Origin of the sequence: Gottfriedia sp. NPDC056225, from assembly GCF_042267765.1 — a bacterium.
In the GTDB taxonomy this organism is placed as follows: Bacteria; Bacillota; Bacilli; order Bacillales; family Bacillaceae_G; genus Gottfriedia.
In genome coordinates this window covers 38,767-63,726 of sequence record NZ_JBHJTJ010000014.1, presented here as the reverse complement: position 1 = coordinate 63,726, position 24,960 = coordinate 38,767, and the positions used below count along the sequence as shown (strand labels likewise).

At 33.6% G+C, this 24,960-nt stretch carries 28 protein-coding genes; 17 read left to right on the top strand and 11 right to left on the bottom strand.

What is annotated here, in order from left to right:
- The first annotated feature begins 292 nt into the window (after nucleotides 1-292).
- The 3 genes from ACFCYN_RS11595 to ACFCYN_RS11585 are packed head-to-tail and all read left to right on the top strand — an operon-like array spanning nucleotide 293 to nucleotide 3,430.
- A complete protein-coding gene (locus tag ACFCYN_RS11595) occupies nucleotides 293-1,672 on the top strand; it encodes an aspartate kinase (protein WP_375949403.1) in 1,380 nt (459 codons plus the stop codon).
- A gap of 58 nt (nucleotides 1,673-1,730) precedes the next feature.
- The gene (locus ACFCYN_RS11590; RefSeq protein ID WP_172443893.1) at nucleotides 1,731-2,231 is read left to right on the top strand and encodes an Lrp/AsnC family transcriptional regulator; all 501 of its coding nucleotides are present in this window, start codon (nucleotides 1,731-1,733) and stop codon (nucleotides 2,229-2,231) included.
- The gene (locus ACFCYN_RS11585) at nucleotides 2,228-3,430 is read left to right on the top strand and encodes an aminotransferase (RefSeq protein ID WP_098120049.1); all 1,203 of its coding nucleotides are present in this window, start codon (nucleotides 2,228-2,230) and stop codon (nucleotides 3,428-3,430) included. The genes ACFCYN_RS11590 and ACFCYN_RS11585 overlap by 4 nt, the downstream gene beginning before the upstream one ends.
- A 43-nt stretch (nucleotides 3,431-3,473) precedes the next feature.
- Here the strand turns inward: ACFCYN_RS11585 and ACFCYN_RS11580 are convergent, their stop codons facing one another.
- The 8 genes from ACFCYN_RS11580 to ACFCYN_RS11545 all read right to left on the bottom strand — a co-directional run bounded on the left by ACFCYN_RS11580 (nucleotide 3,474) and on the right by ACFCYN_RS11545 (nucleotide 9,779).
- Nucleotides 3,474-4,229, bottom strand: coding sequence for a sirohydrochlorin chelatase (locus ACFCYN_RS11580; RefSeq protein WP_172443894.1), 756 nt, complete (start codon nucleotides 4,227-4,229; stop codon nucleotides 3,474-3,476).
- Between the two features lie 33 nt (nucleotides 4,230-4,262).
- The gene (cobA, locus tag ACFCYN_RS11575) at nucleotides 4,263-5,048 is read right to left on the bottom strand and encodes a uroporphyrinogen-III C-methyltransferase (RefSeq protein ID WP_172443895.1); all 786 of its coding nucleotides are present in this window, start codon (nucleotides 5,046-5,048) and stop codon (nucleotides 4,263-4,265) included.
- 17 nt (nucleotides 5,049-5,065) lie between these two features.
- Nucleotides 5,066-5,284, bottom strand: coding sequence for a DUF3906 family protein (locus ACFCYN_RS11570; RefSeq protein ID WP_172443896.1), 219 nt, complete (start codon nucleotides 5,282-5,284; stop codon nucleotides 5,066-5,068).
- Nucleotides 5,285-5,300: 16 nt separating this feature from the next.
- Nucleotides 5,301-6,923 carry a nitrite/sulfite reductase gene (locus ACFCYN_RS11565; protein ID WP_375949399.1) on the bottom strand — a complete coding sequence of 541 codons (1,623 nt, stop codon included), beginning with the start codon at nucleotides 6,921-6,923 and terminating at the stop codon, nucleotides 5,301-5,303.
- 11 nt (nucleotides 6,924-6,934) lie between these two features.
- The gene (gene cysC / locus ACFCYN_RS11560) at nucleotides 6,935-7,531 is read right to left on the bottom strand and encodes an adenylyl-sulfate kinase (RefSeq protein WP_172443898.1); all 597 of its coding nucleotides are present in this window, start codon (nucleotides 7,529-7,531) and stop codon (nucleotides 6,935-6,937) included.
- A gap of 12 nt (nucleotides 7,532-7,543) precedes the next feature.
- On the bottom strand, nucleotides 7,544-8,695 hold the full coding sequence (sat, locus tag ACFCYN_RS11555; RefSeq protein WP_375949397.1) for a sulfate adenylyltransferase: 1,152 nt from the start codon (nucleotides 8,693-8,695) through the stop codon (nucleotides 7,544-7,546).
- Between the two features lie 78 nt (nucleotides 8,696-8,773).
- Nucleotides 8,774-9,475 carry a phosphoadenylyl-sulfate reductase gene (locus tag ACFCYN_RS11550; RefSeq protein WP_375949395.1) on the bottom strand — a complete coding sequence of 234 codons (702 nt, stop codon included), beginning with the start codon at nucleotides 9,473-9,475 and terminating at the stop codon, nucleotides 8,774-8,776.
- 160 nt (nucleotides 9,476-9,635) lie between these two features.
- Complete coding sequence (locus ACFCYN_RS11545; RefSeq protein WP_098120057.1) at nucleotides 9,636-9,779, bottom strand: YezD family protein; 144 nt, start codon at nucleotides 9,777-9,779, stop codon at nucleotides 9,636-9,638.
- Between the two features lie 307 nt (nucleotides 9,780-10,086).
- Between ACFCYN_RS11545 and ACFCYN_RS11540 the strand changes: the two genes are divergently transcribed.
- The 3 genes from ACFCYN_RS11540 (at nucleotide 10,087) to ACFCYN_RS11530 (ending at nucleotide 13,899) form a co-directional block, all read left to right on the top strand.
- Complete coding sequence (locus ACFCYN_RS11540) at nucleotides 10,087-10,512, top strand: divergent PAP2 family protein (protein ID WP_098120058.1); 426 nt, start codon at nucleotides 10,087-10,089, stop codon at nucleotides 10,510-10,512.
- A gap of 254 nt (nucleotides 10,513-10,766) precedes the next feature.
- Nucleotides 10,767-12,998: an MMPL family transporter gene (locus ACFCYN_RS11535; RefSeq protein ID WP_375949393.1), complete on the top strand. Its 2,232-nt coding sequence runs from the start codon at nucleotides 10,767-10,769 to the stop codon at nucleotides 12,996-12,998.
- Between the two features lie 265 nt (nucleotides 12,999-13,263).
- Nucleotides 13,264-13,899, top strand: coding sequence for a peptidylprolyl isomerase (locus tag ACFCYN_RS11530; RefSeq protein WP_375949391.1), 636 nt, complete (start codon nucleotides 13,264-13,266; stop codon nucleotides 13,897-13,899).
- 77 nt (nucleotides 13,900-13,976) lie between these two features.
- On the opposite strand, the gene ACFCYN_RS11525 is transcribed toward ACFCYN_RS11530, so the two are convergent.
- A complete protein-coding gene (locus ACFCYN_RS11525; RefSeq protein ID WP_098120106.1) occupies nucleotides 13,977-14,369 on the bottom strand; it encodes a rhodanese-like domain-containing protein in 393 nt (130 codons plus the stop codon).
- Between the two features lie 106 nt (nucleotides 14,370-14,475).
- Between ACFCYN_RS11525 and ACFCYN_RS11520 the strand changes: the two genes are divergently transcribed.
- The 3 genes from ACFCYN_RS11520 (at nucleotide 14,476) to mntR (ending at nucleotide 17,588) form a co-directional block, all read left to right on the top strand.
- On the top strand, nucleotides 14,476-15,309 hold the full coding sequence (locus tag ACFCYN_RS11520; RefSeq protein WP_375949389.1) for a lipoate--protein ligase family protein: 834 nt from the start codon (nucleotides 14,476-14,478) through the stop codon (nucleotides 15,307-15,309).
- Between the two features lie 638 nt (nucleotides 15,310-15,947).
- Nucleotides 15,948-16,973 carry a spore photoproduct lyase gene (gene splB, locus ACFCYN_RS11515; protein ID WP_172443904.1) on the top strand — a complete coding sequence of 342 codons (1,026 nt, stop codon included), beginning with the start codon at nucleotides 15,948-15,950 and terminating at the stop codon, nucleotides 16,971-16,973.
- Nucleotides 16,974-17,147: 174 nt separating this feature from the next.
- Nucleotides 17,148-17,588: a transcriptional regulator MntR gene (gene mntR, locus ACFCYN_RS11510; protein ID WP_172443905.1), complete on the top strand. Its 441-nt coding sequence runs from the start codon at nucleotides 17,148-17,150 to the stop codon at nucleotides 17,586-17,588.
- Nucleotides 17,589-17,599: 11 nt separating this feature from the next.
- On the opposite strand, the gene ACFCYN_RS11505 is transcribed toward mntR, so the two are convergent.
- A complete protein-coding gene (locus ACFCYN_RS11505) occupies nucleotides 17,600-17,995 on the bottom strand; it encodes an SA1362 family protein (RefSeq protein ID WP_172443906.1) in 396 nt (131 codons plus the stop codon).
- Between the two features lie 119 nt (nucleotides 17,996-18,114).
- Nucleotides 18,115-19,044, bottom strand: a complete 930-nt coding sequence (locus ACFCYN_RS11500; protein ID WP_098171063.1) for a DUF1385 domain-containing protein — start codon at nucleotides 19,042-19,044, stop codon at nucleotides 18,115-18,117.
- A 207-nt stretch (nucleotides 19,045-19,251) separates the two neighbouring features.
- On the opposite strand from ACFCYN_RS11500, the gene ACFCYN_RS11495 reads away from it, so the two are divergent.
- The 8 genes from ACFCYN_RS11495 (at nucleotide 19,252) to spoIIIAB (ending at nucleotide 24,953) form a co-directional block, all read left to right on the top strand.
- On the top strand, nucleotides 19,252-19,875 hold the full coding sequence (locus tag ACFCYN_RS11495; RefSeq protein WP_172443908.1) for a YqhR family membrane protein: 624 nt from the start codon (nucleotides 19,252-19,254) through the stop codon (nucleotides 19,873-19,875).
- An 87-nt stretch (nucleotides 19,876-19,962) separates the two neighbouring features.
- Entirely contained in the window at nucleotides 19,963-20,421 is a 459-nt protein-coding gene (gene aroQ, locus ACFCYN_RS11490; RefSeq protein ID WP_172443909.1) for a type II 3-dehydroquinate dehydratase, read from the top strand.
- Nucleotides 20,408-21,469, top strand: coding sequence for a M24 family metallopeptidase (locus tag ACFCYN_RS11485; protein ID WP_172443910.1), 1,062 nt, complete (start codon nucleotides 20,408-20,410; stop codon nucleotides 21,467-21,469). Before aroQ ends, ACFCYN_RS11485 begins: the two co-directional genes overlap by 14 nt.
- Before the next feature lie 151 nt (nucleotides 21,470-21,620).
- Nucleotides 21,621-22,184: an elongation factor P gene (efp, locus tag ACFCYN_RS11480; protein ID WP_172443911.1), complete on the top strand. Its 564-nt coding sequence runs from the start codon at nucleotides 21,621-21,623 to the stop codon at nucleotides 22,182-22,184.
- A gap of 83 nt (nucleotides 22,185-22,267) precedes the next feature.
- Nucleotides 22,268-22,756 carry a DUF456 domain-containing protein gene (locus tag ACFCYN_RS11475; RefSeq protein WP_098171060.1) on the top strand — a complete coding sequence of 163 codons (489 nt, stop codon included), beginning with the start codon at nucleotides 22,268-22,270 and terminating at the stop codon, nucleotides 22,754-22,756.
- A 466-nt stretch (nucleotides 22,757-23,222) separates the two neighbouring features.
- Nucleotides 23,223-23,504 carry a YqhV family protein gene (locus ACFCYN_RS11470; protein WP_216854064.1) on the top strand — a complete coding sequence of 94 codons (282 nt, stop codon included), beginning with the start codon at nucleotides 23,223-23,225 and terminating at the stop codon, nucleotides 23,502-23,504.
- Between the two features lie 15 nt (nucleotides 23,505-23,519).
- A complete protein-coding gene (spoIIIAA, locus tag ACFCYN_RS11465) occupies nucleotides 23,520-24,440 on the top strand; it encodes a stage III sporulation protein AA (RefSeq protein WP_172443912.1) in 921 nt (306 codons plus the stop codon).
- Nucleotides 24,441-24,953 carry a stage III sporulation protein SpoIIIAB gene (spoIIIAB, locus tag ACFCYN_RS11460; protein ID WP_098120072.1) on the top strand — a complete coding sequence of 171 codons (513 nt, stop codon included), beginning with the start codon at nucleotides 24,441-24,443 and terminating at the stop codon, nucleotides 24,951-24,953.
- Nucleotides 24,954-24,960 lie beyond the last annotated feature (7 nt).

The following is a 24,960-nucleotide window of genomic DNA, read 5'->3' as shown; positions in this document are numbered from 1 at the left end:
TAGCGAGGAAGAAAAAACAGGAAACTTTTATGAGCCAGCTGTACGCTTGTTCAAGTATCCCCTTTATCCTACCTTTTTTCGTCTGCACTACCTTATACCTATTAAATTCAGTGCTTCCTATGACCAACTTTTTCACTAGAGTGAATAAATACCCATAACAAAGCAAAATTCTTTTTGTGGAATACTAAATTTTCCCAAAAATCTTTTTAAATAGTGTTGATTTTTTCTCATAATAGGAGGATAATTGTAGCATTATTTTAACTGAAAATTAACTTAATTAGGGGTAATAAAAATGAAAATCGTAAAATTTGGTGGGTCTTCATTAGCCACTTCTGAACAAATTGAAAAAGTATTTCAGATTGTTACATCAGATGTTGAACGTAAAATTATCGTTGTATCTGCACCAGGTAAAAGATTTCCAGAGGATATTAAAGTTACCGATTTACTAATTAATTGCGCACAGCTTGCTCTACAGGAAAAGGATTATTCTAAAGAATTTGATCAAATCATTCAAAGGTATTCTGAAATTGCAAATGGATTAGGAATACATGCGGATATTGTGAATGAAATTTCACTAGGTATCGAACTTTCGATTAGTAGTAAGAGGGATGATCCTGCAAGATTTATGGATGCTGTTATGGCATGTGGGGAAGATAACTGTGCTAGATTAGTAGCTTCTTATTTTCAGTTAAAAGGACTTGAGGCTAGTTACATTAATCCAAAAGAAGCGGGTTTATTTGTAACAAATGAACCAGGACATGCCCAAGTTTTACAGAAAAGCTATGAGAACTTATTCAAATTGAGAAAAAAATCAGGAATACTCATTTTCCCAGGATTTTTTGGCTATTCAGAAGACGGGCATATCGTTACATTCTCACGGAGTGGATCGGATATTACTGGATCTGTTGTGGCAAATGGAGTTAAAGCTACACTGTATGAAAACTTCACAGATGTTGACGCAGTTTTTTCTGTTAATCCGGCAATTATAAAAAATCCTAAGGAAATTAAAGAATTAACTTACCGAGAAATGCGAGAGCTATCTTATGCAGGCTTTAATGTATTTCATGACGAAGCATTGATTCCCGCCTTTGAAGCTGGCATTCCAGTAAACATTAAAAATACGAATAATCCCGCAGCTCCTGGTACACGAATTGTAAAGGAACGAGCCTTGTCAAACGGTCCTTTAATTGGTATTGCTAGTGACAATGGATTTTGTAGTATTTATATAAGCAAGTATTTAATGAACAGAGAGATTGGATTTGGTCGTAAATTATTGCAAATTCTTGAAGATTATCAAATTTCATATGAGCATCAACCGAGTGGAATTGACGATATTTCAATCATCATTCGTCAAAGTCAATTAACTGATGAAATGGAATTTCAAATTATTAATCGGATCAGAGATGAATTACATGCAGACTATGTTTTCGTTGAAAGGGACCTTGCATTGATTATGCTAGTGGGTGAGGGGATGCGTCATAATGTTGGTACTACTGCAAGAGCGAGTCAAGCATTAGCAAGTGCAGGGATCAATATTGAAATGATAAACCAAGGGTCATCAGAGGTTAGTATGATGTTTGGCGTAAAATCATGTGATGAGAAAAAAGCTGTTCAAGTGATTTACGAAGAATTCTTTACAAAAGTGTCATCTAACAAAAATATTAAAATATAGATGAATAGAATAAACAACTGAAGGTTATTCCAGGAATAATGGAATACATAAGGAGTAAATGGATATGACAGAAAAAGAAATACAATTATTACAGTGTATCGAACAAAATGGTCGATTAAATAATGATGTTTTGGCAAAAATGATCGGAGCTACAGAAGAAGAAGTAGCTCAAATATTAACGAAGTTCGAAAATGATCGTGTTATTCTTCAATATATTACGCTTATTGATTGGGGTAAAGTGCCAGTTCAAGAAAGTATAACTGCAATGATTGATGTTAAGGTTGCACCAAAACGTGGGGTTGGCTTTGATGAGATTGCAGAAAAAATCTATTTATACCCAGAAGTAAAATCGGTTTATTTAATGTCAGGAACATATGATTTATCAGTTGTAGTTGAAGGGAAGACAATGACATCAATCGCTTCATTTGTATCTCAAAAACTTTCAACTTTAGAATCTATTTTATCAACAACTACCCATTTTATTTTAAAACGATATAAGCATGACAGTATTGTATATGGTCAAAAACAAAGTGATAAGCGTATGGTGATCACGCCATGAGTAAATTTAATTTATCAAATACAGTAACTTCACTACAACCATCAGGGATTCGTAAGTTTTTTGATTTAGCGGCTAGTATGGATAATGTCATTTCACTTGGGGTAGGTGAACCTGACTTTGTTACGCCTTGGAACGTAAGAGAAGCAAGTATTTATTCATTAGAGACTGGACATACGGCATACACTTCAAATGCTGGACTACTAGAATTACGTGAGGAAGTTAGTCGTTATTTTGCAAAGAAATTTGATGTGCATTATAGTCCAGAGGAAGAATTAATTATAACTGTAGGGGCAAGCCAAGGGATTGATATTGCTTTAAGAACAATTTTAAATCCAGGGGACGAAGTAATCGTCATTGATCCATGCTTTGTATCATATGCGCCTCTTGTATCACTAGCTGGTGGTGTTCCAGTTCATTTAGCGACGACGGGAGAAGAGGAGTTTAAAATTAATCTCCAAGCGTTAAAAAAGAAAATTACACCGAAAACAAAGGCAATCTTACTTTGTAACCCTAATAATCCAACTGGTACTTTATTAGAAAAAGAATTATTAGAAGATTTAGCTATATTTGTTAAAAAACATAATTTATTAGTTATTTCGGATGAAATTTATGCTGAACTTGTTTATGATGGCGAATATACAAGCTTTGCAAATATAGATGGAATGAGAGATCATACAATCTTAATCTCTGGATTTTCGAAAACATTTGCGATGACAGGTTGGCGTTTAGGGATTGTTGCTGCACCTTCAGACATTATTTCCCATATGCTTAAGGTTCATCAATATGCAATCATGTGTGCACCAACAATGTCTCAGCATGCAGCGGTTGAAGCACTTCGTAATGGAGATCATGATGTAGAAGCTATGAGAAGAAGCTATATGCAACGCCGTAATTTCCTTGTTCAATCACTACAAGAAATTGGATTATCATGTCATAATCCAGGTGGCGCATTCTATGTTTTCCCATCAATTCAAAATACTGGTTTAACATCAGAGGAATTTGCTGAACAATTATTATTAAAAGAGAGAGTAGCGGTCGTCCCGGGAAATGTTTTTGGGGATTGTGGTGAAGGCTATATTCGATGTTCTTATGCAACTTCATTAAATCAATTAATTGAAGCTACAAAAAGAATTAATCGTTTTTTACAAACACTTCCAACTTACAAACCAACAAATTTCTTGAAAGTTGAAAGTAAATAATTAATAGTAAAGCTCTTGTTCTTCATAGAAGGAACAAGAGCTTTTATTTTGCCACTGTGATTAATTGTTTTGCTTGAGATTCATGAATTCTTTCAGTAAAAATTGAAGTAATTAAAGGGTCATATCCTAATGGTTCACATAATATCCAGTTATTTTGCATAGCTAGAGGTAGTGTTTTTTGTTTATGCTTTATTTCATTCATAAGCGTTCCTGAAAAAAATAAATAAGGTACAATAATAACTTGAGTATTTTGTTCGTTCATTAGTTGATTCCAAGCTTCATGAATAGATGGCTTTGAAACAGCCATAAAAGCTGCTAGAACGGGGTGATTTATATTAACCTCAAGGAGTTTAACAATCGAATTAAAATCTTTGATGGTTAGTGGATCACTACTTCCTCGTCCAACTAACATAATTTTGGTTGGTTTAATTAAATACTTCACTTTTTCATTGATGCGTTTTTTAATTAATTCAATCATATTTTGGTGAATGCCAATTGGTTCAGCTATATTAATTGTAATGTCTGGATATACCTCTTGAAATTTTGCAATTTCTAGAGGTATATCTACCTTTGCATGATTTGCAGAAAGGAGTAAAACCGGCAATACTGTTACCGATTTTGCTCCTTTACGCAAACAATTCTCTAATCCTACTGAAATTGATGGTTCAGCGAGTTCGATGAAACTAATTTCTTGTACTTTGCAATCAATTTGCTTTTGAACTTTTTTAACAAATTGTATGGCAGAATGGACAGCCGATTTTACACGGCTTCCATGACATACATATAATATTGCATCCATTGTAAAGCACCTCATTTCATGCTAGGTGAGAATTTAAAGACTAGAATAATTAATATTTTTATGGTCAGCCATAGCGTTATATTTCGTTTCAAACCATTGTAATTGATGATGTAAATGAACGACCTCTCCTACAATAATCATACTAGGGTTTGTTATTTTTTCTTTTTCAACGTCTGATAAGACATTTTTTAATGTACTTATAACAGTTCGCTGTTGTTCAGTAGTACCGTAATGAATTAGTGCAACAGGGGTGTCTTGATGTTTTCCATTTGAAATTAGTTGCTGACGAATATATGGTAAATTATTAACTCCCATATAAATTGCTAGTGTATCAATGCCTTTTGCTAAAGCTGCCCATTTAACAGTATCCTCTTCTTTGCAATGCCCTGTTACAAAAGCAAATGAACTACTGTAATCACGGTGGGTGACAGGTATGCCAGCATAAGCTGGGGCTGCTATACCTGAAGTAATACCAGGAACAATTTCAAAGGAAACACCACGTTCAACAAGATAAGCTGCTTCTTCACCTCCGCGGCCAAAAATGAAGGGGTCTCCACCTTTTAATCGAACAACGTTTTTGCCTTTTTTAGCATATTTCACTAGGAAGGCATTTATAGTTTCTTGCTTCAATGCATGGTAGTTTGGTAGTTTACCAGCGTATATTAACTCGACGGATTCTTTTGCATAATCTAGTAGTTCCTTATTGACTAATCGGTCATATATAATGACATCTGCATTTTGAATGCACTTTAGTCCTTTTACAGTAATTAGATCAACATCCCCTGGCCCAGCACCAACTAAATAAACTTTTCCAATCATTCCACACACCTCATCATTTATCGTTTACTTAAAACTTCTAAATCTAAAACAAATCCACCACTTTGACTGACTTTCTTTTTTTCATACATTAGTAGATCTTTAACGTCTGGTTTTTTTACATAAAACTTTTCAAGTTCGGTATCAACTAGTTTAAATGCTTTCTCATCATCACTTGCTAGAATAACAATAGGAACGACACGGTTTTGGATCGTTGCTTCAAATCGATATAAAAACATATGTCACCGTCTTTCTTTAAGATGCTTTAACAGTTTCAAGAATAGAAGTTAAATGATTTTGCAATTGTTCAATTCCAACTCTTGATACATAATCTAAATAAGGTTCAGAAGGTAGTTTATTTTGACTAAAGTGCTGCAAGAATTTTTCTAACACTAGATGAAGGGCAGGGGATTCAACTTTACCTTTTAACTTTTCGTTTAATTTACCACCATTCGCTAATGTACCACCTACGTAAATTTCAAAAGCTTCTACTAATTCTTTTTTCTCATTACGAGCTTTGATCCCTTGGAGACCTATATCTGCGATTGCTCTTTGACCACAAGAGTTAGGGCAACCGACCATATGAATTCTGACAGGGACATCTAATGTGATTTTTTCATCTAAATAAGAAGCAGTATCCTTCATACGAGCTTTTGTTTCCACTAATGCTAAATTGCAATACTCATTCCCAGTACAAGCAACGGAGTAGCCGACGAATTTTGGAGGCACTGGCGTGAATTTTTCAAGAATAGGTTCCTTTAATAGTTCATCAAGATTTTCTGTTGGGATATTTGGCAAAATTAAATTTTGTGAATTACAATTTCGTATTTCACCATTACCATATCTTTTTACGATTCTAGCTAATTCAAAAACGTCTTTAGAATGTAATCGTCCAACAGGTATACTTAATCCCACATAATTTAGTCCTTCTTGCTTTTGTGGATGAACTCCGTAAAAATACCCTGCATTCCATGACTCATCAAAGCCTGTTCCTTTCGTTAATAACTTACCTGTGTATCCTTCTAAAACTTCTTTAAACTTCTCAACTCCCCAATCAGCGACCAAAAACTTTAAACGGGAGTGATGGCGTTTTTCACGATAGCCAAAATCTCTAAAGATTGTTGTAACAGCTATTGAAACTTCTTTCACTTGATGTGGTAGTACGAATAGATCTAGTTCTTGAGCTAAATGTGGAGCGGAAGAAAGTCCACCACCAACTTTTACATGGAAACCAGAAGTTTCTTTTCCATCAATATCTTTAATTGCTGGAACAAATGAAATACAGTTAATTTCTGCATTGGATGCATTACTCTTATTTGTACTAATCGACATTTTATATTTTCTAGGTAGATTAGAGAAATCTTCATTAAACTGAAAGAATTCATAAATTTCCTTCACAATTGGTGTAGTATCAAATAATTCATTTGGATCGATTCCTGCAAGTGGATTTCCAACGATATTACGAGTAATATCACCGCACGCACCGGAACTAGAAAGCCCAACTTTTTCTAAGCGTGTGAAAATATCAGGTATTTGATCAATTGTTAACCAATGAAATTGGATTGCTTGACGAGTTGTAATGTCATATACATCTCGACCATAATCACGTGCGATTTCAGCTAATGTGACAAGTTGATCATGCGTTAAAATTCCAGAAGGAACATTTACACGCATCATAAAATAACCAGCTTCTTTTGGTTTTTGTAGATAGCATCCAGCCCACTTGAATAAATCCCATTGATCCTTTGGTATGGACTCAAAGCCATTTTTAGCATAGTGGGGGATGTCCTCATAAATTTTAAGTCCATCTTTAACGAGTTTCGTTTTTTCAGTTTCATTTAACTTAAGATTGTCTTTCCATATTTTTTCAAATGGCATCGAACATCACCTTACCCAATATAATTTTTACTCTTTAAAAATTGAAGTACTGTTTCAACACATTCTTGAACGGATAGTTTATCTGTATTTAATGTAATTTCTGGATTTAATGGAGCTTCATACGGAGAACTGATGCCCGTAAAGTTTTGAATTTCACCATTTTTTGCTTTTTTATAAAGCCCTTTCGGGTCTCTACTTTCACATGTCTCAACAGAGCATTCTACATAAACTTCAATAAATTCATCTTGCGCGACTAATGACCGTACTATATTTCGATCAGCTATAAATGGGGAGATAAAGGCAGTTAAGACAATCTGCCCATTATCTACAAAGAGCTTAGCTACTTCACCAATTCGACGAATGTTTTCAGTTCGATCATGATCAGTGAAGCCAAGATCGTTGTTTAAGCCATGACGAATATTATCACCGTCCAAGACGTACTGTTGAACATTAAGATTGAACAATGCTTTTGCAATTTCGTTAGCAATAGTCGATTTACCTGAAGCTGATAAACCTGTAAACCATAAAATAGCGCTGTGGTGATTGTTTTTGAGACGACGATCTTGTTTTGTAATACTTGCTTGGTGCCAAACAATATTTTTAGACATTTAAAATTTCTCCTATTCTGCTGAAATTGATTGAGGTTCTTTCAATCCCTCTATTAATACTTCAACAACTTCTTTCCTACTAAAAGCTGAAGGAGGAACTTCACCGTTTTTCAGCATTTCACGAACCTTTGTACCAGATAAAGTTACATGGTGCTCACTACCATGCGGACAAGTTTTTGTTGAACCCATATTCTCGCATTTTGAGCAATAGAAACTATTTTCAAAGAATAAGAGATTGATTCCTAATTCATCCTGTGAAAAATTTTGAAAGATTTTTTGTGCATCATATGTTCCATAGTAATTACCTACTCCAGCATGATCACGGCCGACTATAAAATGTGTGCAGCCATAATTTTTTCTAACGATCGAATGGAACACAGCTTCTCTTGGGCCCGCATATCGCATAGCGGCAGGGAATACAGCTAAAAATACTCGGTCTGTTGGGTAATAGTTTTGAAGTAATACTTTATAGCTTTTCATACGAACTTCCGCAGGAATATCATCTGATTTTGTCTCACCAACTAATGGGTTTAAGAACAAGCCGTCTACGATTTCAAGTGCAGTTTTTTGAATATACTCATGGGCACGATGAACTGGATTACGAGTTTGAAATCCAACAATTTTCTTCCAATTTAATGACGTAAATTTTTCTCTCGTTTCTTTTGGACTTAAGTAATGCTCAGTGAACTTAGTACGATTAATTTGTTTAATAACAGTTACTTCTCCACCTAAATAAACATCACCACGAGAATACATTTTCGCAACTCCAGGGTGGTTTGTGTCAGTAGTTCCATAAACAAACTGTGCTTCTAGTAATTTATTAGGTGTATAAATATCTTCAATCGCTAACAATGCATACACATCATTTTCCCAAGTAAGTTTCACTACTTCACCTAGTTTTAGCTTACTAGCTAATTGACCATTTAAAGGAAGGGTAATTGGAATACTCCATACTGTTCCATTTTTTAATCTCATTGTGCTTACGACTTGCTCATAATCATCTTTTCCTAAAAATCCAGTTAGGGGACTATAGGCACCATTTCCAATTAACTCGAGATCACTTAAAGCAATTAAATCTAAAGGAATTTCTTTCAGACCATCTCTAACAGCTACTTCTGGATAAAATCGATTAATTAAGACTCCACCGTGAGGGGCTAAACTCATTCCAAAACACTCCTTATATTTTCCTAATTTAATAGTTAGTAAGAATAAAATTTAATTTTTTAGCAACTAATAAGACAACTAGTCATGTAAACCGCATTCTGTTTTATTTGTTCCTGACCAACGTCCAGAACGACTATCTGAAGAGTTTGAAACAGGCAAAGTACAAACCTCACAACCAATGCTTGGATAACCTATATCATGTAATGGATTGTATGGAAGTTTTTTGTAATATACATATCGCCAAACTTCCTTCCAAGTCCAATGAATTAAGGGGCAAACCTTTATTGAATTGAACTTTTGATCTAGATTAAGAAATTCTGTTTTTTGCCTTGAAGGTGATTGTTCCCTTCTTAAGCCTGAGATCCAAGCTGGAGCACCCTTTAGAGCTTCTTGAAGCGGTAGGATTTTGCGAATATTACAGCACTTATTCGGTTCACGCTTCCATAACTCATCTCCGTGAATACTCGCTTGTTCTTCTAAAGTAACACCTGGTGTTTTCTTTTCAATTTGTAAGCGTGGATATTTTGCTTGGACACGGTCTATTAATTCATATGTTTCCTTAAAATGTAGGCCGGTCTCTAAAAATACAATCTTTGCATCAGGTTTAACTTTTGAAATTAAATCAATTAATAAGATTCCCTCAACACCAAAGCTACAAGCATAAATTAGCTCATCACCATAGGTTTTGTAAGCCCACTCGAGTACTTCAAGTGCACCTTTTGTTTCATTTTCAATCGAAAAATTAGGAATATTTTTCTCGTTCCAATTTTCAAACCTCATTTTCTTTCCTCCAATTGACTAAGAGAGTAGAGCGGAACAGATCTTCTTCAAAAGAACGTTTATTTCCATTTAAGTTATCCTAAAAAGAAAAAGGCAGCCCAAATCTACAGTTTCGTAGACTTGAGCTGCCTCTAGTTTTTCTAGTCAGCAGGAACACATTTTACTTTAATCGTATTTTTTCTTGTTTTTCTACTTGAATAATTCTCCCATCTTGAACGACTAATGTGATTGTTCCAAATTTTAAACCACTAAGTAACGATTCCACGACCTCAATGATGGGTTTTAAGTCGTTGGCTTGGCTCATGGGCTTCCTCCTAGATATTAATTACAACTAAGTCTATCAGAATTGTATGAATTGTCAATTTGAAAAATGATAATTTATTAAAAAAATTTAGGGCGATCGTTAAAGGCAAGAATTTCAAGTCAATGAGGTAGAACATTAAAGTCAGAAAATGCAAGTGGAATATTTTATACTACGCTACCATTGCCCAGATTACGAATTCCTTATTTCTGACTTAAATATCAGTTCTTTTACAAAGTTGGTGAATATACAATTACTTAAGGAAGATAATAATGGAATAATAATTTTTTGTATTTAGAGGAGGTACGTTTTGTCGATACTTCATAACGAACCATTGGTTTCAGCGGTGATCGCGTGGTTTATTGCACAGTTCTTAAAGGTTATTATTCATTTGTTTAAAGAAAAGGACTTTGATATATCTAAGTTTTTTGCCTCTGGTGGAATGCCAAGTTCACATTCTTCTACGGTGACAGGATTAGCACTGAGTGTAGGGCTAACAGAAGGCTTTGAAAATGTTACTTTCGCAATCTCAGCGATTTTTGCGACGATTATTATGTACGATGCTTCTGGCGTTAGACTTGCAGTTAGTAAACATGCAAAGTTATTAAATGATTTTTTTCATGGGAGAATAAAAAATTATAAAGCATTAAATGAATTAGTAGGTCATACTTCATATGAAGTTGTTGTCGGGGCAATATTAGGCATAATCGTTGCTATATTTGTTTCAAAATTTTAGCGCTCAAATATAAATCAATTTGATTTATATTTTGGGCGTTTTTTTATCATCTTAAGAAAGAATAAATATGCAGCTAAGAAGGACACTCGTCGTAGTTACACAAATTACACTTACGAATCGGTCTTCACTTTAAGGTCCATCAATTTTTGCGAGTTTTCTTTAAAAATTCTTATGTCAAAATATAAAATAAATAGGCGAATTTACACTAAAGTTTGATAAAATATTGGTAGGATATGTAAATAAGGAGTGGAAAGATGAAAAGTACAGTAAATGAAAATAGTGCTTGGAAAAAGGTGGGTCGTTCGATCTATCAACTTCGATATTTTGTCATAGCAATATTAGCCTTGATTTCAATTTTTTTAGGTATATATTCCAAACATTTACCGGGCATTTTGGATGGGGATGGATTTAGAACACCTGGGGAATATGAAAAAGCTAAGAATGTATTGGAAAAAGAATTTGAACAATCACCCGACTCACTAATCATAATTCTTGAACGGAAAAAAGGGGTAACCGATGCTAAATTCCAATCTGAAATTGAACGTGTCGTTAAAGAAGTTCAAAAAGAAAAGAATATAGAACAATTTCATCATCCTCTAAATAATCCAAGTATGAAAAAGAAGAATATCGCTTACTTATCTTTTTTATACAATGAAAAGGACCATGATCAGCTTGTTAATCTAAATAATAAATTTGCAAAAAAAGTAGAGTCCTTGTCAAATGATTCTGTGAAAATAGGAACAACTGGATTTACGATCATAAGTGATGTAATGAATAAAACTAGTCAAAAAGACTTAAAGAAAGCTGAAATGATTGGTGTTCCAATTGCGTTTATTGTATTGTTTTTTGCATTTGGAAGTTTAGTTGCATCTGCTATTCCAATTATTATTGGTATGATTAGTATTTTAAGTACTTTTGGTATATTAGCCTTTATTGGAAAACATATTGAATTGTCAATCTTTGTATTAAATGTTGCACCGATGATTGGATTAGCACTATCAATCGATTTTGCATTGCTATTCGTAAGTCGTTATAAAACTGAATTACAGAATCATTCAACGGTTAAGGAAGCGATTAGTGTCACTTTTGCAACTGCCGGCAGAGCGATTATTTTTTCTGGAATTTGTGTGTTTATAGGTTTATCGGCACTTTATTTCATTAATATTGATTTATTTAGAAGTGTTGCAATCAGTGGCGCAGTTGTAGTTTTAGTCAGTTTATTTTTATCATTAACATTACTACCAGCTGTACTTTCAGCCCTTGGTAAAAATATTAATAAAGGTACGCTAAAATCGATTGCGAATCGAAGCCAAGACCAACAACAAGCGGTTTGGAGAAAATTTGCAAATTTCGTTATGAAAAGACCAGTCATTATGGCTCTAACATCTTTGATCATATTAGGTCTTTTTGTCATTCCAATTAGAGATGTGCACTTAAATATACCGACGATTGATGCATTACCGAAGGATGCAGCATCGCGAATTAATTATGAAAAATATCAAAAAGCGTTCCTTCCAGAAGCTCAAAAGCATGGGACAATATCAATCGTATTGGCATCTAAAGATGATTTCTTAAATCAAGATCATTTAAACACCTTAGAAAACATACAGAAAAAACTTGAAAAAGATCAGAATGTTTATGAAGTAAAAAGCGTGTTAAATGCAGTTAATTTAAATGCACAGCAAGTATTACCTGCTTTAAAAACTCCTAGTACTTCAAAAATTCAGCCAGCGATTGATGCTTATATTAAAAATAATAAAACTTATATACAAGTTTTCCTGAATTCTAATCCGAAATCAGAAAAAGGGAAGCAATGGGTACGAGATTTTGAGGATAAATATAAAGGTAAAATTGAAGGCCTTAACTATACTGTAGGTGGCCAAGTTAAATTCGAACAAGAATTATTTGATGAGATTACAGATAATATCTTATACGGTTTACTTGTCATTATGGTTAGTACTTTCATCATATTAATGATTGCTTTTAGGTCAATTATCATCCCAATCAAAGCAATACTAATGAATGTATTATCATTAAGCGCAACTTTTGGAATTATTACGTGGCTATTCCAAGGTGGGAATTTTGGATTACCTCAATCTGATATTATGTTGATTTTACCGGTGTTTGTCTTTGGATTAGTTTTTGGCTTAAGCATGGACTATGAAGTATTTTTAATGTCAAGAATGCAAGAGTTATATTATGAATCTGGAGATAATACTTATTCGACTAGAGAAGGGTTAGTATCGACGAGTCGTATTATTACGTCTGCAGCGTCCATTATGATCGTTATAACTGGTGCATTCGCTTTTACTGATATGGTACCAGTAAAACAAATGGGAATCGGGATCGCAATAGCTATATTCTTGGACGCTACAATCGTTCGCTTAGTCTTAGTTCCAAGTTTAATGCAGTTATTTGGAAAATGGAATTGGTGGTTTCCATTTAGGAAAAACAATATCGAAGAACGATCGAAAAAAGTTGTGTAAATTAAAAAGTAAGCTGCTATTCATTTAAAGATGGATAGTAGTTTTTTTGTACAGTAAGAACTCTAAATAGGCAAAGGTGAAGAAAATTCAAGTGGTTTCCAATTTTACATGTCTTTCTTAACCTTAAATCGATCCAGTCGGCGAATTTTTATTAAATTTATCGGAAGATGTCTATCTGTGTAAAAATTCCCAATTTTTTGAAACCGTAGAAAATAAGTGGTCAAATTTGGTAAACTATAATTATGGAAAGAGGGGAGAAGTAAAAATGTTAAAAAAATCTTTTAGAGCAATTTTAATAAGCTGTCTTGTATTAACGATCAGCTTATTAGCCGCATGTGGTAACAATAATGATAAAACTGCAAAAGGGAATAAGCATGTGAAAAACCCAATTGCAACGATAACAGTAAAGGATTATGGTGTCATTAAAGCTGAATTATATCCTAAAATTGCTCCAAATACAGTAGATAATTTCATTTCACTAGCAAACAAAGGGTTTTATAATGGTTTAACGTTCCATCGAGTTGTTAGAGATTTTGTCATTCAAGGTGGAGATCCAGAGGGTACTGGTAACGGTGGACCAGGATATACTATAAAAGGGGAATTTACATCAAACGGTTTTAAAAATAATTTAAAACATACAACAGGTGTATTATCAATGGCAAGAACTAGCGACCCTAATAGTGCTGGTAGCCAATTTTTCATTATGTCTAATGATACACCAGACCTTGATGGACAATATGCATCATTTGGTAAAGTAATTGAAGGAATCGATATTGTTAAAAAAATCGATGAAGTTGAAGTAGATTCAATGGAAAAACCTGTAACTCCTGTAGTAATCGAATCAATTAAGGTTGATACAAAAGGTGAAAAATATAGTAAACCTAAAACTCAAAAAGAATAAACATATGTAATAATTACATAAACGTAAAAAACTACTTCCTAAAATGAAGTAGTTTTTTTATTTACATTAAATGTAGATTATAAGCCTTTTTTTACTTTACCAGACCAAAGCTTGAAGCCGCCTTTAAGTTGGTAAAGCTCCATTACGCCTTGTTTACGTAAAATACGTGCAGCTTGTCCAGGACGAACGCCCATTTGATCGTATAAATATACTGCCTGATCTCTACGAATTTCTTTTGAACGCGTTTTTAGTTGTGCGAACGGGATATTACGAGCACCCAATATATGGCCGTTCTTAAAATCTTCTTGATCGCGTAAGTCAATTAGTTGAGCTTTACGTAAGCCAGCACGAAATTCTTCCTCAGTTAACGTTTTAATTAAACGTTTTTGGTAGAAATACATTACTGTTGAGTATACAATGATACCTAGTACGACAAAAATTACTGGTAAAAACTGATTCAAATTTTTCATCACCTTTCAATTACCTACTTATCTTATTATAATTCTCTAATAGGATTGTGCAAGAAACTTTCATTAAAAAAGTAAAATTTTAAACAAAAAAGAGGAGTTTATCAACATGGCAAAGACTAAGTGGAACTTTATTAATAGTGGAGTGAAATCTGGTAGCTATAATATGGCACTTGATGAATGCTTAATTAAATGGCAAAGTGAAGAAGGCTTTCTACCAACTTTACGTTTTTATGAATGGGAAAATCCTACTGTCACAATTGGTTATTTCCAAAAGAATCAAGAAATTAGTTTAGATGCATTAAAAAAATACAATGGTGACTTCGTTAGACGACAAACTGGTGGAAGAAGCGTACTACATCATGAAGAACTAACTTACAGTGTAATTGTTCCAGAAAGCTATCCTAATATGCCTGTAACGGTAACTGAAGCATATAAAGTAATTTCAATGGGAATTTTGGAAGGGTACAAGCTTCTAGGTCTAGATGCATCGTTTTCAGTACCAAAAACTGCTGAAGAAAAAAATCAACTTAAAAACCCAGCAAGTGCAGTATGTTTCGATGCCCCATCTTGGTATGAAGTCGTAGTGAACGATAAAAAAATTGCTGGAAGTGCTCAAACTAGACAAAAAGGATCAATTCTTCAACACGGATCAATTCCATTAAATATTGATGTTGATATGCTATATGACCTATATATTTTCTCTTCAGATGCAGTAAAAGAGAAAATGAAGAAAAGATTCTTAGATCGTGCAACTTGGATTAATGCAGAAAGTGCAACTCCAAAAACAATGTCGGATCTATACGAAGCATTTGAAAAAGGCTTTGAAATTGGCTTAGATATTGAGTTAGTTCCATATGAATTAACTGAAGCTCAAGAAAAAGAAGTTCAATTCCTACTAGCTACAAAGTATAGTACTGAGGAATGGAACTTACGTAAATAGTTTTATAAGTAATAGGTAGTTTTGAGGAAAGCCTTTTTGGCTTTCTTTTTTTGTGTGGGGATTAAAGGAGTAACAAGGTAAAGTTGCAAATATAATCAGAGGAGTAATTATCTTTGAAGTGCAAATAAATAAAACAAAGGTGCAAATAAAAATCTGAGGAACGCAAATAACATTGAAATAAGTGTAAATAAACAATGAAGTGCAAATAAAATCTGATAATCGCAATTAAAAATAGGAAAAATGCAAATAAAATCCGAGAATCGCAATTAAAAATGATAAAAGTGCAAATAAAATAAAAATATACCCATAGCCTAAGGGTATTCCAGTAAGATTCATATTGACCTTTAAAATTTATTTGAATGGCCGAGATAAGTGTAATTTGAAGAAAAATCGGTTCATTTTAAAGAAAAACATTTAGTTTTACTTCCCGAATTGCAAATCAGTTAAAAATTACATGTAATGTAGAGTGTTTTCATATGCAATCAGCCATCAAAACAAAAAATAACCCGGAAACCACAAGCTGTGCTCTACAAAAAATAAAAGAACATCACAATAAGAAATGAACTTCCTACCATTTCCAATGTTTTATTTTTTATTGGGGTCAATACTAAGCAATAACGTGGAGAAGGGGTGATTGGATGAAACCTTTTGTACCAAAGCTTGTTTATTTTGAGCCTCAAGCTTTAGAGTATCCTTTAGGTATGGAGTTAAAAGAGAAATTTGAGAAAATGGGGCTAGATATTAGAGAAACGACTTCCCATAATCAAATTCGTAATTTACCAGGTGAGAATGATATAGAAAAGTATCGTATTGCAAAATCAACTTTAGTCGTTGGATTACGTAAAACATTAAAATTCGAGACTTCTAAACCTTCTGCGGAGTATGCTATTCCTCTTGCTACAGGTTGTATGGGACATTGTCATTATTGTTATTTACAAACTACTCTTGGTTCAAAGCCGTATATTAGGGTTTATGTTAATTTAGAGGATATTTTCGCACAAGCAGAAAAATATATGAAGGAGCGGGAGCCTGAGATTACAAGGTTTGAGGCAGCGTGTACTTCGGATATTGTAGGGATTGATTATTTAACTCACTCGCTTAAGAAAACAATTGAATTTATTGGACAAACTGAGTTTGGTCGTTTACGATTTGTAACGAAATTTCCACATGTTGATCATTTACTCGATGCAAAACATAATGGGAAAACAACATTTAGATTTAGTATAAATTCTAGGTATGTTATTAAAAATTTTGAACCTGGTACGGGTTCATTTGATGAGAGAATAGAAGCTGCGAAAAAAGTTGCGCATGCAGGTTATCCATTTGGTTTTATAGTGGCACCTATTTATATGCATGATGAGTGGGAAGAGGGCTATGAAGAGCTTTTTATTCGGTTGAAGGATGCATTAGGTGAATTGGCAGATGAGAAAATGACGTTTGAGCTAATTCAGCATCGTTTTACTAAGCCTGCAAAAAAAGTGATTTTAGAGAGGTATCCTAATACGAAACTTGAGATGGATGAGGAGAAAAGGAAATATAAATGGGGGAAATATGGAATTGGAAAATATGTTTATCAAAAGGAAGAGGCGGCTTCAATTGAAGAAACGATCTCGAGCTATATAAATAAATATTTTCCAAATGGAGAAATTCAATATTTTACTTAAATGTGTATCTAATTAATAGGTACACTCTTTTTATTTTTGACATATTCTTATACAGTAGGACTATCTATCGATTCTAGTTCATGTTAATTGCTCTTTTGGAATATGTGTTGTATCATTTTAACTGATGCTTATTGTAACGGATAAAAGTTTGAATTACTGTATTGGAGGAAGAACATGCCCACACCTAGTATGGAAGATTATATAGAACAAATTTACCTTTTAATTGAAGATAAAGGGTATGCTCGTGTTTCTGATATTGCTGAAGCCTTATCAGTACACCCATCGTCGGTGACCAAAATGGTTCAAAAACTTGATAAAGACGAGTATTTAATTTATGAAAAGTATAGAGGACTTATCTTAACGCAAAAAGGTAAAAAAATGGGGAAAAAGCTTGTTTATCGTCATGTTTTACTTGAGCAATTCCTACGTATTATTGGTGTTGATGAAAAATTAATCTATCAAGATGTTGAAGGAATGGAACACCATATGAGTTGGGAAGCAGTTGATCGAATTGGAGAATTAGTTCAATTCTTTGAAGAAGATAAAGAGCGAATTGAAGCATTAAAATATATCCAAAAATCGAATGAAGAACAACAATCGAATTCAAATAATTAAAAAGACCGTGCTTAGTAGGAAGCACGGTCTTTCTTTTTGCCCTTTTCACCTTCAATCACAGTTAAGTGGCTCGAATCCTTTATTCGTTTTTTTAATAAAGGGCTGGAGGTACTTTTTCTTGAAGTGGGCTTTGATTTGTTCATCGATTTTTTTATCGGACTTGATTTTTGTGTGTTATATTTTTTTACCGTTTGTTTTGCAGCCTTTCGATAAGAGTCTTGTTGGCTTCTTTGACTGTTTGAAGAGGTAAAAACTCTATAAATAAAATAAAGAATTAAAAGGATTAATCCTATAAACAAAAACCTTTGTAATATTTTTGCTGGTTCGTGTATCAACTGAGCAATTAAGCCAAAAAGTGCTAATGCAATGATTCCATAAAATATTGATGTGTACACTTTTTGATTCACTTTAAGCACCTCCTAAGTGAAGAGTAAATTTGTTATTAATTGTATTAGAAAAAATATTGTTTCTTATAGTTTATTACATTTTATCCAATAAGTTGATATTTTTTATAAAATTCTGTCAATTATCTGATGTTATTTTTTTCCATGTCCATCAGTCGGTTAAAAGAGGCGATTGATACTTCAACTTGATCATCAGTAGGTTCTTTTGTCGTTAATAATTGAAGCCATAATCCTGGGTAACCAACCCATCTTAATATTGGAATGTTTCGAACTTTATTTGTTAATTGTAAAACTTCGAATGATACGCCTATTACAACTGGAATTAATAAAAGTCTATCTACAATCCTTAACCAAAGTGGGCTTGTTGGAACTAAGAAGTAAATAAACATGCCAACAATTACAGTAAATAGAATGAAACTGCTACCACAACGATAATGTAGTCGTGATTGTGATTGAACGCCTTCAATTGTTAAAGGTATATTGTTTTCAAATGCGTTAATTACTTTATGTTCGGCACCATGATACATAAATACTCTTTTAATAAATGGAGTTAACGAAACTAAATAAATATAAATTAACAGAAAACCTAGTTTTAAAATACTTTCTATTACGACTTGTTGAAAATCGGTTTCGAATATTGGTTTCAATGTTGCAGCTAGTAGAACGGGCACAAGTGTGAAAATAACTTTTCCAACTAAAAATGATAAAACGGCAAGTAATGAAAGCCCAAGATAAGTTGCAAGTTTACCTTTTTGTTTTTCACGTTCAATTGCTATTTTTTCATCATCTTTTGGATCTACACCATATCTATCAGTGGAATAGTTTAAATGCTTAGATCCATTGATGCTTGCTTGAACAATCGCGACTACACCACGGACAAATGGAATTTTTTTTAATTTTTGCATTGTCCGATTTATATGTATCGGTTCTTCATAATATTGTATTTCATCATTTGATCTGCGTATTGCAGAGACTGTATGTGTTTTGCCACCAAACATTACACCCTCAACGATTGCTTGACCCCCATATACTGCTTTATTCTTCTCTCTCATGTTGCACCAACCTAAACTTGTATTTATCTATTTATATCTATTGTAAATGTAAGCATTATAAAGGTGCAAGTATAAGAAGTAGGAAAATAAAAATAATAATTTAAATATTTGTAATTTTCAAATAAATAATCACAGTCACATTAAAAATTTCTTTGTTGGACATAATACAGTAAGATATTTAGCAATGTATGGAAAGGGAAATGTTAGATGGACATAGGGCATAAAGAGCAAGAAGAGAATAAAGAACAGGAAAAGCAGGGTCAAGATCAAAACCAAGGTCAAGATCAAAACCAGGAACAAAATCAAAATCCAAACCAAGACCAAACTCCGGCTGAGAATCAAGTTCAGGGTGGGCAAGGAGAATCTAATGGAAATAAGAATTTTAATAAGATCGTAAGTATTGGCTTTTTTGGTGGGATATTTTGGTCCACTATTTTATTAGTTCTTAGTTATTTTGATTTTACTCAAATTGGTCCGAATTTTGTTTTAGAAAAAATTAAGCTTGGAAAATGGGCACATGGTTACATAGAAAACCTCATTTCAATTGTAGGAATCGGAATCATTTCAATTATAATCGCATTTGTATTTTACTTTATTGGTAAAAGGTTTACTGGTGTTCTTCCGGGAATATTCTTTGGATTAATTCTTTGGGTCATTGTTTTTATCGTGCTCGGTAAAATAGCATTTGATTTAAAAGCAGTTAAGGATTATTCATCTGATACAACAGTTACAACTATCTGTGTATTCATTTTATACGGAACATTTATTGGATATTCTGTTTCATTTGCATTTCAAGAACAAAAGACATATTTGCGTGGCTATTCAAAATAGTCTGGCCTATGATAAAATAAAGCTTGGGTATTCCAAAATATGCGTTTTTGGGATAAATATGCTGAAATGATGGGTGGAGACTTTTAAATGGCTAAGTTTTTATTGTTAAATGGACCTAATCTAAATATGCTCGGTCAAAGAGAAGTTTCTATCTATGGTTCAACTACATTAAAGGATATTGAGGATCATGTATCATCACTAGCACATGAAAATGGAGATACGGTTGATTGCTTTCAATCTAATCATGAAGGTGATTTAATCGATAAACTTCATGCGGCAAATAATGTATATGATGGGATTCTTTTTAATCCTGGCGCATTTACTCATTACAGTTATGCAATTCGTGATGCAATTGCAAGTATTACTGTTCCAACGATTGAAGTACACATTTCAAATATACATAAGAGAGAAGAGTTCCGACATACTTCAGTTTTAGCTGCAGTTACTGTAGGACAAATCGTAGGATTAGGTGTGTATGGATATGATTTAGGGTTAAGTGCGTTACAAAAGATTAGTAGGGGAGAGAAAAATAATGGAAAAAATTAACAAGTTACGTGAGACTTTAGTAGAAAAAGGTTTAGATGCATTATTAATTACTAGTACATACAACAGACGTTATATGACGAATTTTACAGGTTCTGCAGGTGTTGCTTTAATAACTCAGGACAAAGCTTTATTCATTACTGATTTCCGTTATATTGAGCAAGCTACTAGCCAATGTGTTGGCTATGAGATTGTAAAACATGAAGGTTCTATTCCAGCAGAAGTTGCTGCTTTAACTGAAAAATTAGGCGTTTCAAAACTTGGATTTGAACAAGATTATGTTACATTTACAGAATTCGGTTCATATCGCAAAGTTGTAAAAGCTGAATTAGTTCCAGTAAGCGGATTAATTGAAAAATTACGTTTAATTAAAACTGATGCTGAAATTTCAATTATTAAAGAAGCTGCTAAAGTTGCAGAATCTGCTTTTGATCATATTTTAGGATTTATCCGTCCAGGTGTTACAGAATTAGAAGTATCAAATGAATTAGAATTTTTCATGCGTAAATTAGGTGCAACTTCATCATCTTTTGATACAATTGTTGCTTCTGGTGCTCGTTCTGCACTTCCACATGGTGTAGCATCTGAAAAAGTAATTGAAATCGGTGATTTTGTAACATTAGACTTTGGTGCATACTATAAAGGTTATGTTTCAGATATGACTAGAACTGTATCTGTTGGTGAGCCTAAAGATGAATTAAAGAAAATTTATGAAATCGTTCTTGAAGCTCAATTACGTGGTGTTAACGGAATTAAGGCAGGAATTACAGGTAAAGAAGCGGATGCTTTAACTCGTGATTATATTACAGAAAAAGGTTATGGAGAATATTACGGACATGGTACAGGTCATGGTATTGGACTAGAAGTACATGAGGGACCTGGAGTTTCATTCCGTTCTGATACAGTATTAGAGCCAAATATGATCGTAACTTGCGAACCTGGTATTTACATTCCAAATTTAGGTGGAGTTCGTATAGAAGACGATTTAATCGTTAAAACTGGTGGTAACGAAAACTTAATGTCTTCACCAAAAAATCTAATCATATTATAAGTTTTCATTAGATTAGAAATTAGAACTACACAAAACGCGTATTTTACTTTATGATATAAAGTTGTAAAAGAAATTCATGGTAAGCGAAATGGTTCTTTTTTTACACGATACATATTATTAGGACCATTTCATTTTTTAGGAGGATATTTTAATGATTTCAGTAAACGATTTTCGTACGGGTTTAACAATTGAAACTGACGGTGGCCTTTGGCAAGTAATTGACTTCCAACACGTTAAACCGGGTAAAGGTGCTGCATTCGTACGTTCAAAACTTCGTAACCTACGTACAGGAGCTGTTCAAGAAAAAACATTCCGTGCAGGTGAAAAAGTAGCAAAAGCACATATTCAAAACCGTAAAATGCAATACTTATATGCGAATGGTAACCAACATGTATTCATGGACAATGAGTCTTATGAACAAATTGAATTACCAGAAGCAAACATTGAACGTGAATTAAAATTCCTTAAAGAAAATATGGAAGTTTATATCATGACTTTTGAAAGTGAAATTTTAGGTGTTGAATTACCAAACACAGTTGACTTAAAAGTAGTTGAAACTGAACCTGGTATCAAAGGTGATACTGCTTCAAACGTTACAAAACCAGCTACTATGGAAACAGGTTTAGTAGTTCAAGTACCAATCTTCATTAATGAAGGTGAAGTATTAATTATTAACACTACTGAAGCTAGCTATGTTTCACGTTCAAAAGCTTAATTAATAATATAAAAATTGGAGGCACTTATTTATGAAGTGTCTCTTTTTCGTATTAACTAATTTAAATAAGTAAGGGTGATGAAATGGTTACATCAATCGTTCTTTGGGCATTGATCATCATTTGTTTTGCATTAGCGTTTATTGCGTTAATCAAACCAATTATTCCTGGTGTACCAGTTTTATGGGTAGGTTTTTTAATATATTATTTTGGTATTAATAAAAGTAATTTAAATCTGTCTTTTTGGATTATAATGGTTATTTTTACAGCAGTTATCTTTTTAGCGGATTTTCTAGCGAATGCATATTTTCTTAAAAAATATGGTAGTACAAAAACAGGTGAAAGAGTAGGCTGTTTAGCTGTAATCGTTGGTTCGTTTGTTTTTCCTCCGTTTGGCTTAATCATTGTCCCGTTTATTTCTGTTTTTGTAGCTGAAAAATTACAAGGTAAGGATACGAAAGAATCGATCAAATCTGCCTGGGCTACAGTACTTTCTTTTATAAGCAGCTCGCTAGCAAAAGCGATTTTGCAGGTTATTATGGTTATTATCTTTTTTGTTTACCTAGTTTTTTAATAATATTTGAAAAGCAAAATCAGTGGATTATCACTACTAGGATACTAGCTTTTTTCAGTAAGCAAGACCTGAGTGTCATGTTTCCTGCGGGGGTTCGTGAGTATGTAAAACAACGGAAATCCCCAAAAAGGTTATTCATAAGGGCTCATGAGTAAGTAATACAGCGGAAATCCGGAAAAAGTTACTCATAAAGGGCTCATAAGTAAGTAAAACAGCGGAAATCCCCAAAAAGGTTACTCATAAAGGGTTCATGAGTAAGTAAAAAGGTCCGAAGTTTAAAAAAATTAATGGGAATCCAATGAGTAGATCCTGTTGGTCGCTACTTTACAAATTGATAATTCAACACTTTAAAGAGAGAAGTTAGAAAACTTCTCTCTTTTTTTATGTCCTCTAACTAATGTTTGTCTTCTGAAATGGACATGTTCAGCATATTAGTAATAAAAAGACTGAAAAAAGGTGTGTAGCTATGAAGGACTGGATTGAATCGATGGATCGAGCAGTTTTGAGTATGGGGATGCTTAGGGTTTTTGGAGGAAGTGTGGAATTGATTGCAGCTTTTACAATATTGTATTTGAACGATATTAAGAAGGCTTTAGCTGTAAATAGTGTTTTGGCCACTGTTGGTCCAATTATTCTGATTTCAACGATGGCAATTGGAATTATAGGTGTTGCATCTAAATTAGACCCTATTCGATTAGTTTTAGTAGTTTGTGGTGTGTTTTTAATATTATTAGCAGTTTTTAAATGATAGGATGTGACCTTCATGGAAGAGGTTTTCAATGTAATTCCTACTTTGCTAAAAGAAAAGTTACAGCGTTCTTATGGTGACCTTCGTTATGTAGAAGAGCTAAGGCTAAGGGTCGGTCGCCCGGTTGAGGTGATTTCTAATAATGAGTCCAACTTTATTCCTTATATTTTAACTGAAGAGGAAGGTAGCCAAATACTTGGGAAGCTTAGTCAGTTTTCAATTTATACGATTGAAGAAGAATTGAAAAAGGGCTACATAACAATAAAAGGTGGACATCGGGTCGGGCTTGCTGGTCGAGTCGTTACTGAAAATGGACTTGTTAAAATGATTCGAGATATTAGTTCTTATAATTTTCGGATTGCGAAAGAAAAAGTTGGAATAGCTAATCCATTTGTTAAGTATGTTTATGAAGGAAGATGGAAGAATACAATGCTGATTGGCCCACCACAAGCAGGTAAGACAACATTACTAAGAGATTTTGCAAGAGTTGTTAGCCAAGGTGATGCAGTAAGAGGAATTAGGCCTGGTAAGGTTGGGATTGTTGACGAACGATCGGAAATAGCAGGTTCAGTTAAAGGCGTTCCTCAATATACATTTGGTGAAAGAATCGATGTATTAGATGCCTGTCCAAAGGCTGAGGGGATGATGATGCTTGTTAGGTCAATGAGTCCTCATGTCATCCTTGTAGACGAAATAGGCAAAAAAGAGGATGTTGACGCGATTTTAGAGGCCATCTTTGCTGGTGTTCAATTAATTGTAACAGTACATGGTTACTCGTTAGAGGAAATAAAAAAGCGACCATCACTACAACCTTTATTTCAAAATGGTACTTTTGAACGATTTATCGAAATTTCGAATTTTCCTTCGCCAGGCACTGTTACGGATATTAAAAATAAAAATTGCACTAGTTTATTTCATTCTAGGGCGGTGCTTTAAATGAGATGGATTGGAGCGCTTTTTATCATCTTTTCAACAAGTTGGCTTGGATTTTATTTTGCAGGTCGATTATCAGAACGAACAAAAGAACTAAGAGGTTGGAAACTAGCTCTCCAATCTCTTGAAGCAGAGGTTATGTATAGTCAATTGCCACTGCAAGAAGCATTTCGAAGAATCTCTAGTCAATTAAAAGGACCGATTAATGGGTGTTTACAGGATTTTGCAACTCAACTTGAGACAAGCGCATTGACAGCAAAAGAGGCCTGGGAAAGTTCATTAATGAAATATGCAAAAACGGTCTCCATTAAAGAGTCAGATCTCCAAGTATTATTACAGTTTGGTGAGACGATTGGAATGCATGATAAATATTCACAGCAAAAACAAATTATTTTGGCATTAAAACATTTAGAAAGAGAAGAACAAGAAGCGATCGACTCGCAGGCTAGTTATGAACGGATGTCAAAAATGCTTGGCGTTTTAAGTGGTATTTTAATCGTTATATTACTCTTGTAGGAGGGGT